The organism is Dyadobacter sp. 3J3 (assembly GCF_009801115.1).
GTDB lineage: Bacteria > Bacteroidota > Bacteroidia > Cytophagales > Spirosomataceae > Dyadobacter.
On the sequence record NZ_VTOL01000001.1, the window covers coordinates 693,158 to 707,439 of the forward strand.

Below are 14,282 nucleotides of genomic sequence, written 5' to 3' on the forward strand. Positions count from 1 at the left end.
ATGCTACTTTTAAAGAATAAAAAAGTAAATAATCCCTGCTAGTACAAGATAACTAACGAACAGCCACTTCTTTTTATATTCATAGGCTTCCCGATTGTGAACATAATCAAAAACCATGGAAGCAGAGAAACCTATAACCATCAGCACAACAGAAAATACTCCACAATCCATTCTGTAATGCTTGTAGGTATGAAGTGCAGGCGCACCCAATGCCAAATACATGAGCCACATACCGAATCCCATTCGATACAGATATACGCTGAGGCGACGATCATTCTTTATGTCAAATAAGCTTTCTAACACAGTTTGATACGTATTGATTTGATAGTGAAGCTAACCAAATTTAAAAAGAAATGCTAATTTTTTATACACATACGTTATATGTAATATTGTAAAAAAGTATTTATGAATAAAATCGTTGCCAAAATTTCAATTTTCTTTCTTAATTCTATTGCGCATCTCTCATGGAATAACATATTCAGAGTATCCACTGCGCTGAGCTGGTTGCTATTTGGTATCGTTGGATATCGCAAAAAGGTAATTTTCGAAAATTTACGCAATAGCTTTCCTGAAAAAACGGAGGGAGAAATTAAAGTTATTTCCCGCAATTTTTATATTCATTTCACCGATATTATTCTGGAAACTTTAAAGTTCAGGACCGCTTCTCCGGAAGTTATTCGTGAACGACTTGAAGGTGATCTTACGATTGTAAATAACTTATACAAACAAAATAAAAGTGCTGTTTTCCTCATGGGCCATCGCGGCAACTGGGAGCTGGCCAATTTATTTTCATCTCTTCAATTTTCGCACGACTGCATCGTAGTGTATCGCCCGTTGCAAAATAAAGTTTTTGATAAATGGTTTCTGGATTATAGGACTCGTTTTGGGGCGAAACTTGTCCCGATGGACAAAATATTTAAGGAGTTGCTGACACCAAGAACCAAACCTTTTGTAGTTGTTTTGGCCAATGACCAATCTGCAAATCCGAAGACTGCTTTCTGGACAAAATTCCTACATCAGGACACCGGTGTTTTCCGGGGCGTGGAAGCCATAGCACGAAAATTAAATCTTACTGTACTATACGCAGAATTCAGCAAAGTCGAGAACAAAAGGGGCTTTTATCATGTTGACATTACAACAATAACCGACACGCCTAAGGAAGTTCCGGTCAATGGAATTTTGGAAAAGCAGATTCAGATATTAGAGCAGGATATTCGCCTTCAGCCGCACAACTGGCTTTGGAGCCACCGACGCTGGAAACATGAAAAACCTGAATCTCTAAAACCAGAACAATTGCTGAGTTTAGTGCCACGATAATAGTTTCAGGCCATTTCCATATCCCTTCTGAAAACGGTACGGTTATTTTTCACCAGTACTCCCACTTTTAGAAAGTCTTGTATGGAAAATTTCCTTACCCGTATTGTCATAAAATTATTATCTACGATTTCGCATCTTTCATGGAAAACATTATACCGTTTTTCCGACCTGCTGCGGTTTATTATTTTTGATATTTTCCACTATCGACAGAAAGTAATTCTTACCAATCTTAAAAACAGTTTCCCGAGCCTTCCCAAGGCTACGATCCGAAAAATTGCCCGGAAATATTATCAGAATTTTACAGATATTATTTTTGAAACAATCAAATTAAGAAGCATTTCAAAGTCTGATTTATTAAAACGGTTTGAAGCAGAATCGGATATTCTGGATCTTTATTATGCTCAAAAGAAAAACCTGGTTGTCGTAGCCGGGCATCTTGGAAATTGGGAAATGCTTAATTTGTTTGCTTCGGTCAGATTCCGTTATCAGATGGTCGTAGTATATCACCAGCTCGCGAATCAAACCTTTGACAACTGGTTCAAAGATGTCAGAACCCAGTTCGGGACCGAAATGGTACCTATGCAGAAAGCTTTTCAGAGTGCTGTAAGTCCGCGTGACAAACCTTTTCTCTTTATCCTCATCAACGATCAATCTCCTTCACCCGAACGTGCTTACTGGACAACTTTCCTAAATCAGGATACGGGTGTTTTCAGAGGTGTTGAACTGATCGCCCGGAAGCTAAATGCTCCTGTACTTTATATGGGTGTGTTAAGAAATAATTTTAAGCGGGGATTCTACAAATTTTATTTTAAATTGATCACCGAAACGCCAAAACAAGAGCCGACGAATTATATTCTTCAGAAGCAAATTTCGTTTTTAGAAGAAGATATTATCCGGCAGCCAGACAATTGGTTATGGAGCCATAAACGCTGGAAACATAAACGTCCGCAAGTACTGCACCGGGATCAAACATTGGAAGTAAAAGAAAAATCGTGAACAAACCTGTTAAATTTTTAATCCTACGCTTTTCATCAATTGGTGATATTGTACTGACGACTCCCGTAATACGCTGCCTGAAACAGCAATATCCAGATGCGGAGGTTCATTATTTTACTAAAAGCAAATTTGGCTTCCTTCTTGAAGATAATCCCTACGTCGATAAAATCTGGTTGCTGGATGGAAGTCTGAGTAAAATGATCAAAGAACTGCGTGCGGAAAAGTTTGATTACATAATTGATCTGCATACCAATTTACGAACGCTTCATATCAAACTGGCGCTTTTCACACAGTCGTATAGTTTCCAAAAACTGAACGCCCAAAAATGGCTGCAAACCCAGTTTAAAATAAATTATCTTCCCGACATTCATATCGTTGACCGGTATCTGGAAACCCTGGTTCCCTTAGGTGTAATAAATGACGATTTGGGTCTGGATTATTTTATTCCCTATAAAGATAAAGTTGAACGGAACTGGATTCCGGAAACGCATCAGGATAATTTTGTGGCTTACGCTATTGGCGGACAGCATACTACCAAAAAGCTGCCCGTTCATCGCATGATCGAACTTTGCCGAAAAATAAATTATCCGATTATTCTCCTTGGCGGAAAAGAAGATTTCGAAGCGGGAGAAGAAATTGTAAAAGCACTGGGCGAAAAAATGATTTTCAACGGTTCCGGGAAATATAATTTTAATCAATCTGCTTCTCTCATTGAACAATCGCTGATTGTTTTTTCTCATGACACCGGATTGATGCATGTAGCAGCTGCATTCAAGAAAAAAGTATATTCGATATGGGGAAATACGGTTCCGGCGTTTGGCATGTATCCTTACAAAACGGCTTTTGAAGTCATTGAAAATAATGATCTGGATTGCAGGCCATGTTCTAAAATCGGATACAAGGAATGCCCGAAGAAACATTTCAAATGCATGAATGAAGTATCTTTCAATTTCGAAATTAAAGAACTTCCTCTTAGTAAATAACGTTACAAACTGGTGTTAAAACGCCCACCGAAATTTTAATTTAATTGTTGGATGAATAAGAAAGTAAATATCGGAATCGTTCAGATGAGCTGTTCCGCTGATGTTGATGCTAACTTCGAAAAAGCTAAAACTAAAATAAGAGAAGCCGCTGCCAAAGGTGCTCAGATCGTTTGTCTGCAGGAGCTTTTCAAATCCTTGTATTTCTGTGATGTTGAAGATCATAAAAACTTTGAACTGGCAGAACCAATTCCTGGTCCTTCAACGGAATCTTTAAGCAGTCTGGCAAAAGAATTAGGCGTTGTTATCATAGCTTCCTTGTTCGAAAAACGAGCACAAGGACTGTATCATAATACAACTGCGGTACTGGATGCAGACGGTACCTATTTAGGAAAATATCGTAAAATGCACATTCCGGATGACCCGGGATATTATGAGAAATTCTATTTTACACCTGGAGATGCATCTTTGGAGGAATCAAATTCGCACGGTTACAGGACTTTTGATACAAAATTTGCCAAAATCGGCGTATTAATATGTTGGGATCAGTGGTATCCGGAAGCAGCAAGAATTACCAGCTTAATGGGTGCCGAAATATTGTTTTATCCTACGGCAATTGGCTGGGATACGAATGAGACCGATCCTATCATCAATGATGAACAATACGGTGCGTGGCAAACCATTCAGCGGGGACATGCTGTTGCTAATGGCATTTACGTAGTTTCTGTGAACCGCGTTGGACGCGAGGCGGATCAGCAATTCTGGGGCGGTTCTTTTATAGCAAATCCTCAGGGACGCCTGCTATATCTGGCCCCACATATAGAAGAAATTGTACATGTCGAAGAAATCGATTTGCAAAAACTTGACCATTACAGAACAACCTGGCCGTTCCTGAGAGATAGAAGAGTGGATTCTTACAAACCAATTCTTAGTCGCTACATTGATTAACAACATTATCTTAAAAATATAACTATTCCAATAAAGCCAGAATTTCCATAAATTATGGTCATTCTGGCTTTATTGGAATTATCTATTGTCAAAATAAAATATGAAAGCTACTATAAAGATAAGTCACTGCTATTCAAATATATAAAAACAAAAAAAGTCAAAAAGTTTCTCCCCGGCATTTTTCAGCTTCTCAGGCATTTAAGAAATATCAAAGGAATTGTAAGTCTACATATTTTATAGATTGGATTAAAACTTGATAATTTTAATAAATTATCAATATAGTGCTATAATATTCTACCACTTTCGGGTTAAACCAATTTTTATTGCAAAAAGTAACAAGTATTAGATTTATTCTCTTGCATTTATCCACTTTGTCAGTATATTTGAAATGTCATTAAACGAATGACTAGACTTTCAAACTGCCAGATATATTCCAGCCGCACATGAATATATCTGAATGTAAGAAGTACGAACACGATCCTCTTTGATTGCTTATGCTCAGGCATAGCTACAAAGAAGTTCTGCTTTTTTACAATATAATTTTGTCAATTGTTAACCTGACTACGTGGACAAACATTGTCAGCACCTGAATTTTTTACGTTTATTCGGTGTCCGGCTAAACTGTTTGTCCTCGATTAAGAGGGTATTGCTTTCCGGAAAAGCAGTTTTACAAGATTATGGCTGTTGGAAATGTCTATGTGAACGTGTGTGCGGCGCACAGAAACGTGGACACCACAGCCATAACTTTTTTACTGTTGACCGATATAAATTTCTTACAATCGCTACATCAGCGTAACAGAAGTTTAAAGCTTGCCTGGATCTATATTATAAAAAATTAGTGCATGACCGAATTACTATAAACCTCTGTAACAGCAAAATAGGGAATTATAAAAAGTTTGTTTAAATTTATCTTATCAATCACTCCAATTACTATTACTTAACTTTTACAGGAAAATGAATCAGAAAATCGACCGTCGCAATTTGTTGAAGTCAGGCTTAATGGCCATTGGTGGTATGACGCTAGCCCCTCATTTGAGTTTCGGCGGCGCATTCTCAGATATGCCATTATCCCTTGACCCGGAAAACCGAATCTATCGCAGCCCAATGGTTCGCGAGCATTTTCTTGACAAAAAGCCAGATCTTTCTAAAATGGTACGTCTTGGCGCCAATGAAAACCCATATGGACCACCTAAAACAGCTCAGAAAGCAGTTTGTGACTCCGTAGTAGGAGGAAATCGTTACGCATGGAAAGAAATGTCTGACCTTGTTGAAAAAATCGCGAAAAAAGAAGGCGTTTCCACAGATTATATTATGATGGGACCTGGTTCTTCTGATCTTCTGGAAAAAGTAGCATTGGTACTTTTTATGAACGGCGGAAATATCGTTTCTGCTGATCCTTGCTATATGTCTCTAATTCAGGTTGCTAAATCTGTTGGCGCTACTTGGAAAGCTGTTCCTGTTACGGCAGACCATTCTCACGACTTGAAAGCGATGGAAGCAGCTGTTGACAAAGACACAAAACTTGTCTACATATGCAATCCAAACAATCCTACCGGTGCTATTACATCTGGTAAGGATCTGTTAGATTTCTGTTCACGCGTTTCTGAAAAAGTGCCTATTTTCGTTGATGAAGCTTATATTGAACTAGCTGTTGGCGCTGATACACAAAGTATGGTATCATTGCTTCAAAAAAATAAAAATGTAATCATCGCACGTACATTCTCAAAAATCATGGGAATGGCTGGAATCCGGGTTGGATACATGGCTGCGCAACCTGCATTTATCAAACAAATTGAAAAAATCACTCGTGGTGGAATGGGAATTTCTTACACGTCAATCGCTGCCGCTTCTGCTGCAATGGATGATAGTGAATTCCAGGGCATGACCCGTAAATTGAACCATGAAGCGAAAACATATCTTTACGCGAATCTGGATAAAATGGGTTACAAATACATCCCTTCTTATACCAACTTCGTAATCTTCCCTGTAAATATGTCGGGCAAAGATCTGTTGTCCAAAATGGCTGCCAAAAACATTTCAGTCCGTGCTTTTGACATCCAGAACAAACCATGGTGCCGCGTTAGTCTCGGTACAATGGACGAAATGAAAACTTTCGTTAGCGCACTTGGAACAATCAGCTAATTTGCTGTAATCTGACTGATGGCTGGTTTTTCGGTACATGTATCCAAACCGGATAAGACCCCGAATAACCAGCCTGTCTTTTTTTGATTTTTATTCATTTCACCGGACATATTCTTGTCGGGTAGCTAGTCAATAAAAAAGTATTTATTATGAGTGATGCCTTACAAAAAACCATCACCTTACTTTTATTAATCGGCCTCGGACTTCTATTAAGAGGGAAGTTTAAAAGTAAGGATCAAACCAACGGTATTAAAGAAATAATTCTTTCTGTTGCTTTGCCATCAACGATCTTTATCTCCTTAATGAAAATTGACATTGATTCGTCGATGATCATTATTCCTCTGGTGACTCTGGTTTTCAACTTTTTAATGTTCTTTTCGGCACCTCTTGCTTTTGCGATTTTTGGTATCGAAAAAAATAGTCCGACAGGCCGTACACTGATGATGTTAATTCCATCCTTAGCTCCGGGTTTATCCTGTTTTCCCTTTATTGCCGAATTTCTAGGCGAAAAAAGCTTGGCGATCGCGGCACTCGCAGATGTTGGAAATAAGTTTTTCGTGCTTATTTCGCTTTACATTCTGGCGATGAATATGTTCCTAAAAAACAGTCACGACACCGAAACCAAAATGGGCGGAAAGCTTAAAAGTCTTTTTGGTAATATGTTTCAGGAACCAATCAATGTTTTGATCATTCTGGCATTGGTGCTTCTGGGTTTGGGTATCAATTACAAAACATTACCCTTTTTTCTTACCGAGATTTTTGACAAAACCAGTGCAATGATGACGCCGCTTGTACTTCTTTTTATAGGTCTTGCGGTACAGTTGAAAGAAGGAAAAAAAGCAATTGTAGCAAGTATTCTGCTTTTCAGAGCAGGGAGCACCATGCTTATTAGTGCGGGTATGATCTACGTTTTAAATCTGACGGATCAATCCATGATTTTACTTGCCATTGTTATTCCTTTGAGCGCAGCGAGTTTCTGGCCGCTAGCCCATATTTCTGCGTTCAATTTGCGTGAAGATGCTATGGGACTCGCCAAAGAAAAGAGAACTTTCGATATGGAACTGGCTGTATTACTTCTTGCATTTTCACTACCATTTTCGACAATTCTTATCTTAGGTATTTTGTCAACCGGTGCTTTATTTACACATTTGACAACGCTGATAATCGCTGGTGTCGTCATGATTGCTTTGGGCGGATTACCTAATTTGTTCAGCAAAGTTTTTGTAAGAGTGTCAAAAGCTTGATTCGTCTCTTTTATGCGTAAAAAAATAATTATTCCGTTTCTTTCTTTATTGTCTTTTGCTGCATTAGCACATTCAGAAAAAAATAATAATAAACCCGAAAAAACAGAATTAGCGAACAGAACTGCTTCAAAAGAAAAGAAGCATGACAAATATTTTTGCCCGAATGCGAGTGTAACCATGGCAGACGGAACCCTCAAGCCTATACGTGACGTGAAAGTTGGAGAAAAAGTCAGGACATGCCATAAAGGAAAAAGTATTACAACAAAAGTGAAAGGCGTTGAGGTTTTTTATAATCCCGATGCAGCATTGACAGCCGTTTACCTTCGTCCGGCAAATGAAACACTGGCCCGGAACGAAAATTGGCCACTTGTTCCAGCTCTACTTTTGGAAGCCACGCCACACCATCAGGTACAAACTGACAAAGGAAATAAGGCAATGAAGCAGCTTTCAAAAAATGATATACTTTATCATTTTGAACCCAAAACCGGCGAAGTATCCAGCTGGAAAGTGGGTGTAGTGCAGGTAAACGCCAGAAAACTTGAAATGGCTTACAATCTTACCACTGAAGAAGGCTCCTATTTAATTGAAAATGTAATTGTATCCGACAAATAAAAGTTATTTCTTTACCAACGTTTTGAAGAAAGTCCAAAGCCCGCACCAAAGCGGCGTCTTTGGATTTTTCATTTTATCAACAAGGCTCATATCCTACTTTCTTTACTTCCCCAATCATTTTTCTGGAAAACCTTTCCGACCTTTACAAGGTCAATAAGATTTCTTTTAATTACATATCAATATTACCGTGTCAGAATTTCATTTGTCGTCCACACCCAAAGCATCAGGATTTACTTTTCCAGCCGAATGGCACCCGCATCGCGCTACCTGGTTAACATTTCCCCACAATGACGCTTCCTGGCAAGGCGACAGACTTTCGAAAATGTATCCGCAATATCTGGCTTTTATTAAAGCGATCAGCCAGGGCGAAAATGTTGGTATTATTGCCAATGATGAAAATCTTAAACACTTCATCATTGATGAACTGGAAAAAATCCAGGTTGATTTATCCAAAATTGAATTTGTTGTAAAACCTACCAACGACGCCTGGTGCCGGGATCATGGACCAGCGTTTCTGATCAATCCGGAAACAAAACAAAAAATGATTATTGACTGGGGACATAATGCCTGGGGAGGAAAATATCCGCCTTATGATGACGATAACCGGACGCCGCAAGCGATTGCTGATTATCTAAGTCTTCCATTTCTTACGCCAGGAATTATTATGGAAGGTGGTTCGGTAGAATTTAACGGAGCCGGAAGTTTGCTAACCAGCAAATCCTGTTTATTAAACCAAAACCGAAATTCTCACCTCAATCAAAGTCAGATCGAAGAATTTCTTTCCGATTATTATGGAATTGATCAGGTTTTATGGGTTGAAGCCGGAATTGCCGGAGACGACACAGACGGACATATTGACGATACTACCCGTTTTATCAGTGAGGATACTGTGATCGCTGCTGTCGAAAATGATCCAAACGATGAGAATTACGAGATTCTTCAAACAAACCTTAAAATGATGAAGGATATGCGTTTGCTGAATGGGAAGCAACTGAATATAATTGAAATTCCAATGCCGAAAGCTGTGATCATTGACGATTTCCGCACACCGGGTTCCTATGTAAATTTCCTGATGTGCAATGCAGGTGTTATCGTCCCGGTTTTCAATAATCCAAACGATCAGATTGCGATCGACATTTTAGAAAAAGCGATGCCTGACAGAAAAATTATCCCATTGGAGGCTACTGAAATAATCTGGGGACAAGGGAGTTTTCATTGTTTGAGTCAGCAGGAACCGGCTGTATAAATTTTAAATTAAAACTCCCGTCTTTAAAAGATACTTTAACATAAATAAAAACGGGAGTTTTATTGATTAAGGTTTTTTACGGCTGATGCTTACAGATTCAATTACATATTTCCTGTCGTCATAATTATTTTCATCAAATCGAAAACTAATTTGAGGGTGTGCAGGATTTGCATATGACAACGGGTTACCCAAAAGCAGAGGGTGATCTTTTACTAAAATATTGCCAACTGTTTTAAATATTGTCAGGTTGTAGGAGCTCTTATTCATGTCGAGTGTCAAGATAATCGTGTGAATTGTACCTGGCGGAATATTTCCTATCAATTCTGCTGGTGTTCCCGCCAAGCTCCTATCCAGTTCAACATTTCCGTTGTTCCTGAAATACATCCTGGCAATCAAACCAGCCGATCCGTCCGCAATATCTATCATAAGATCACTACCTGTACCAGATAATGTCCCTATGAAAGAAAACCATAATGGCTCCGTAAAATCCGAGGATACTCCCCGGAAAGACAGAAACTGATTGTGTGCATCAAGTCCTGGTGCAGGAGCCTGCGAAAAAGTCAGAGCTTTTTGTCCGGCACTGTTATTGGAAGTAGTAATACGAAGCCTTGGATTCAGTACCGCTTCATATACAACTTCGTCCCCCACGGGACTTCCCGGAATATTCTTAATGGGCATAGTGCCCATCACATCACTTTCAAAAGTGTCCGTTAAAATGGCACTTGTTTTACAAGAAGTTACCGTCAAGGCCAGCAATAAAAAAGCGTACAGGTGAGTGTTTTTCATTTTTGATTAAGTTTAATTTTAATCAAAGGTATTGTGGTTGCTTTCAGGTTTTAAGCGTAAAATTACCTAGATGAGTGAGCGGTAAGTTTATCTATTTTTGGGATTGAGCCAATCATCCGCTTTGTCATAAATCAGCTGATAAAGACTTCGTCTGGCTATGACAAATGCAGCGTGAAAGCTTAGTCCTTTGCTTAGAGAAACGGCATAGCCATTTTTTAACCTGACCTGTTTTTGTAATAAAACACATTTAACTTTAAATACCGGAAGATCATTTATAACGGTAAAATCATGCGCTATATCCGTGACTTCACCTTTTATCATTCCCCATTCATTATAATTAAACGCATCAATCCTTAACAAAACATTTTGTCCCTTTTTGATCAAACCTATATTTTGTGGTGAAACGTAACATTCGGCGATCAGTAATGAATCATCCGGTGAAATGATACCCAGTGTTTCTCCCGCCTGAATAAAACTTCCAATATATTTGCCAGAAATCTGCTGAACGGTGCCTGTAACCGGAGCTTTAATCGTAAAATTTTTCCGCTGCTCTTCCAGTTGTTTTGCTTCGGCTAATAATTGTTGCAGTGCTGTATGCTGGCTTGTCAAGTCTGATTGCCATTGACCCAATTGCTGACGAAATGTGGATTCATATTGAGCAACCAACTGCGTATGCTCAAACTCTTTTGCATCGAACTCCCGCATAGCAATTGCTTTTTCCTTAAAGAGCTTCCGATCAGCATCCAGCTCCTTTTTTATCTTTTGCTGGTGAAACAAGTTTTCCTGCATTTTGGATTGAAATGAAAAAAACTGCTGCGCGTAAAGCGATGTACCGAAGGTGTGATTGTAGTGTAGAGAAACTTTGTTCAGACGAATCAACTTTTCCAGATCATCAGTAAAAGAAATTCTTTCAGCTTGTTGGTCGGTATTTAACTGAGATTTAGCGGATAATTCCTGTGAGTTAATTTCATACAAAATCTCTCCTTTTTTTACCGACTGATTTTCATTTACAAAGGCATTTTGTATGACACCATTTACAAGAGACCGAAGCTCTGTCTTTTCATTTTTTGTCCTCAAATTACCAGTACTGGGTACAGAAATATCAATATAAAGAAATGGAAGAGAAAATATAGTGAGCACAACTGCCAGGATGGTAATTGTATAAATCCATTGACTTTTTACAGCAACCTGCGGTAAATAACCTTCTACACTATTTTCAAGAACCTCGGTTGGAAAGAGTTGCTGTTTCACAATATAAAAAATCAGACTAAATGATTAGAAGATTGCGGGACTCTTCCGCTTTGCTGTTGCCATAACATTTCGTATTGGCCTTTTTGGGTCAGTAATTCCAAATGTCTTCCACTTTCAATGACCTTTCCTTTGTGTACAACCATGATTTCATCCGCATCCCGAATGGTTGACAAACGATGCGCAATCAGTATAATCGTTTTTCCTTCGGCGCACAAGGTTCTGATTGTCTGCTGGACGTATTGCTCTGAAATAGTATCCAGAGACGAAGTGGCTTCATCAAATATGATGATTTCGGGTTCGCGATACAACGCTCTCAAAATGGCCAGCCGCTGCCGCTGACCGCCGGAAAGGTTATTACCATTTTCTGTCAATTCCGTGGCATACCCGTTGGGCAGTTCTTCTATAAACTCATGAATCCCCAACTGTTTTGCATAATACAGTATTTTCTTAATATCAGGCTCAAATTCACCTAAGGCCACATTTTCCAGAACCGTTGTTGCAAATAAGTGTATTTGCTGTGGTACTACACTGACCAACTGCCTCAAACTAGCATTATCGAGATGCTGAATATCATAATCACCAATTCGTACACGACCGGTTTTTAAAGGATACAGGTTTTGCAAAAGAGAAATTAAGGTAGATTTGCCCGAACCACTCTCTCCTACAATGGCTGTTATTTTTCCTTTTTTAATACTTAGATTTAAGTTCTCAAAAATAACAGCCCGGGTTCCATACCTGAAAGTGACGTTTTCCAAATGGATATCACCGATCATATCCGGCGTAAGTTCAATCTTGTTTTCCGTTTTTTCCCGTTCAAGATCCATAATTTCAAAGAGCCTGTCGGCAGCAATAAGGGCATCCTGAATCGTTCGGTTTGCGCTGATCAATTTCCCGGCAGGTCCGGTAAAATAGCCGATTAAAGCGTAGAAAGAAAATAGTTCTCCGGCAGTAAGCTCATTGGTAATCACAAAGGAAGTACCGACCCAAAGCAGAATAATTGTAAAAAGCTGTGACACCACCCCACTTGCCGTGCCAACGGACAAAGATGCCATGAAAGAACGGGAAACAGTCCGGATCAGCTTTATAAACCGGGTTTCCGTTTTATAATTGGCATAACTTTCCATACCAAAACGCTTGATGGTAGCTGCCGCATTAAGCGATTCAACAAGCTGGGCTTCCAGATCCGCAGAATTTTCCATCAGTTCTCTTTGCAACCGCTTGTTCATGCGATTGGACAGCCAATAGAACATTACATAAAACGGTATAACAGCGAGCATGATCAACGCCAGCTTCCAGTAATACGTAAACATCAGCGCAAAAGAGAAAAGCACGATAAATACATTTACGACCAGGTCGAGCACCGTTTCATTGATAAAAGAGCGGATTTTAACGGCATCATTCACTCTGGAAATAATCTCGCCGACCCGCATCGTATCAAAAAATTGCTGCGGAAGTTTCAGCAAATGTTTGTAATAACCCAGAATTAACTGCGCATCAATTTGCTGTCCGGTTTTGAATACAAACACGGTCTTAATTGTACCGACAACGGTTTGTAACAACAAAATAAACAACATACCGACACTCAATAAACGTAACAGGTTCATATTGCCGGATGGCAGCACATGGTCTGTTATTTTTTGAATATAAATGGAGGTGGATAAACCCAGCAAGGTGGCAACAGCCGCCCCAAAGAGCGCCTGGATCATCACACTTTTGTGTGGATTGACGAGTGCCCAGAAGCGGCGTGTCAAGGATATGCCTTGATCGCCAGCTTTGAATTCTTCGGAAGGAAGTAGAATCATCAGTACGCCTGACCACAATTGTTTGAATTCCTCAATGGTTTTGGAATGAAATTTACCATCTCCAGGATCCATGTAGGTGACTTTATTTTCGCTAATCTGATAAAGAACAACATAGTGCTGAAGGCCTCCTTTTAGAACGACATGAGCAATGGCAGGAATTGGAATTTTTGCAAGGCTTTCAACAGCACCTTTTACACCTTTGGCCTGAAATCCCATTTTTTGAGCCGCTTCAATTAGACCAAGCATGTTGGTACCCTTCTGATCTGTACCGGCATATTGGCGGATACGGGCAATGGGAATCCTTAATTTATAATGGGCTGCAATGGAGGCAAGACAGGCTGCGCCGCAGTCGGTGAAGTCGTGTTGTTTGATATGTGTGTGTGGTCAAGATTATATTACTTATTTTTACAGTCATTTTATACGTGATTATTTTAATTCAAGATACTTAATCATCGATCAGAGTAACCGAATTATAAGCAGCATGAAGTAAAACAGTAGACCAAAATGCGGACATATTTTGTTTATAAAATAACAAGTAAAAAGCGGCATATAAGGCTCCAGCTATAATGGCATTAAAAAGGTAACTGATATTATAATTATGTATTACTCCAAAGCTAGCTGCTGAAAAAATTATAAAAGTCAATATGAATGACATTGTTATATTTTTAAAACAAAAAAGTAAAAAAGTAAATGGCAAGTAGAAAAAAACAAATGTTTCAAATATTGGTGCAAAAAAAACAACTCCCAATACTTTATAGTAAATGTTTAAATCTTCCTGAACATTAGGATTTGTAAAATTTAATTTGACAAACTGCGATATTAAAATAGTTGTACTTTTTCTAAGCCCTATGAATACAAATATTGAAACTATCAATATTATTAATTTTCTTTGTATAAGCATATGAAAAATTAATAATGTTTATAAAAAATTAACTGTCAGATATTTAATTTAAACATT

General features: G+C 38.7%; 13 protein-coding genes. 8 read left to right on the top strand and 5 right to left on the bottom strand.

What is annotated here, in order from left to right; genetic code table 11:
- Window positions 1–9: 9 nt before the first annotated feature.
- Complete coding sequence (locus tag FZF08_RS03000) at window positions 10–303, bottom strand: hypothetical protein (RefSeq protein WP_159467117.1); 294 nt, start codon at window positions 301–303, stop codon at window positions 10–12.
- A 102-nt stretch (window positions 304–405) separates the two neighbouring features.
- Here FZF08_RS03000 and FZF08_RS03005 point away from each other — a divergent pair, with 102 nt between their 5' ends.
- The 8 genes from FZF08_RS03005 to FZF08_RS03040 all read left to right on the top strand — a co-directional run bounded on the left by FZF08_RS03005 (window position 406) and on the right by FZF08_RS03040 (window position 9,485).
- Window positions 406–1,317 (top strand): lysophospholipid acyltransferase family protein, encoded by a 912-nt coding sequence (locus FZF08_RS03005; protein ID WP_159467118.1) that lies wholly within the window; start codon window positions 406–408, stop codon window positions 1,315–1,317.
- 81 nt (window positions 1,318–1,398) lie between these two features.
- On the top strand, window positions 1,399–2,313 hold the full coding sequence (locus FZF08_RS03010) for a lysophospholipid acyltransferase family protein (RefSeq protein WP_159467119.1): 915 nt from the start codon (window positions 1,399–1,401) through the stop codon (window positions 2,311–2,313).
- Entirely contained in the window at window positions 2,310–3,296 is a 987-nt protein-coding gene (locus FZF08_RS03015) for a glycosyltransferase family 9 protein (RefSeq protein WP_159467120.1), read from the top strand. The genes FZF08_RS03010 and FZF08_RS03015 overlap by 4 nt, the downstream gene beginning before the upstream one ends.
- A 51-nt stretch (window positions 3,297–3,347) precedes the next feature.
- A complete protein-coding gene (locus FZF08_RS03020; RefSeq protein ID WP_159467121.1) occupies window positions 3,348–4,241 on the top strand; it encodes a carbon-nitrogen hydrolase in 894 nt (297 codons plus the stop codon).
- Window positions 4,242–5,195: 954 nt separating this feature from the next.
- Window positions 5,196–6,383, top strand: a complete 1,188-nt coding sequence (locus tag FZF08_RS03025; RefSeq protein ID WP_159467122.1) for a histidinol-phosphate transaminase — start codon at window positions 5,196–5,198, stop codon at window positions 6,381–6,383.
- 149 nt (window positions 6,384–6,532) lie between these two features.
- Window positions 6,533–7,627: a hypothetical protein gene (locus tag FZF08_RS03030; RefSeq protein ID WP_159467123.1), complete on the top strand. Its 1,095-nt coding sequence runs from the start codon at window positions 6,533–6,535 to the stop codon at window positions 7,625–7,627.
- A gap of 12 nt (window positions 7,628–7,639) precedes the next feature.
- Complete coding sequence (locus tag FZF08_RS03035) at window positions 7,640–8,239, top strand: hypothetical protein (protein ID WP_159467124.1); 600 nt, start codon at window positions 7,640–7,642, stop codon at window positions 8,237–8,239.
- 187 nt (window positions 8,240–8,426) lie between these two features.
- Window positions 8,427–9,485, top strand: a complete 1,059-nt coding sequence (locus tag FZF08_RS03040; protein ID WP_159467125.1) for an agmatine/peptidylarginine deiminase — start codon at window positions 8,427–8,429, stop codon at window positions 9,483–9,485.
- Window positions 9,486–9,551: 66 nt separating this feature from the next.
- Here FZF08_RS03040 and FZF08_RS03045 read toward each other — a convergent pair whose 3' ends face one another.
- From FZF08_RS03045 to FZF08_RS32245, 4 genes are all read right to left on the bottom strand, one after another.
- The gene (locus FZF08_RS03045) at window positions 9,552–10,271 is read right to left on the bottom strand and encodes a hypothetical protein (protein WP_159467126.1); all 720 of its coding nucleotides are present in this window, start codon (window positions 10,269–10,271) and stop codon (window positions 9,552–9,554) included.
- Between the two features lie 87 nt (window positions 10,272–10,358).
- Window positions 10,359–11,522, bottom strand: coding sequence for an HlyD family secretion protein (locus tag FZF08_RS03050; protein WP_159467127.1), 1,164 nt, complete (start codon window positions 11,520–11,522; stop codon window positions 10,359–10,361).
- 11 nt (window positions 11,523–11,533) lie between these two features.
- A complete protein-coding gene (locus FZF08_RS03055; RefSeq protein WP_159467323.1) occupies window positions 11,534–13,696 on the bottom strand; it encodes a peptidase domain-containing ABC transporter in 2,163 nt (720 codons plus the stop codon).
- Window positions 13,697–13,769: 73 nt separating this feature from the next.
- Window positions 13,770–14,225: a type II CAAX prenyl endopeptidase Rce1 family protein gene (locus FZF08_RS32245; protein WP_409012631.1), complete on the bottom strand. Its 456-nt coding sequence runs from the start codon at window positions 14,223–14,225 to the stop codon at window positions 13,770–13,772.
- Between the last annotated feature and the right edge of the window lie 57 nt (window positions 14,226–14,282).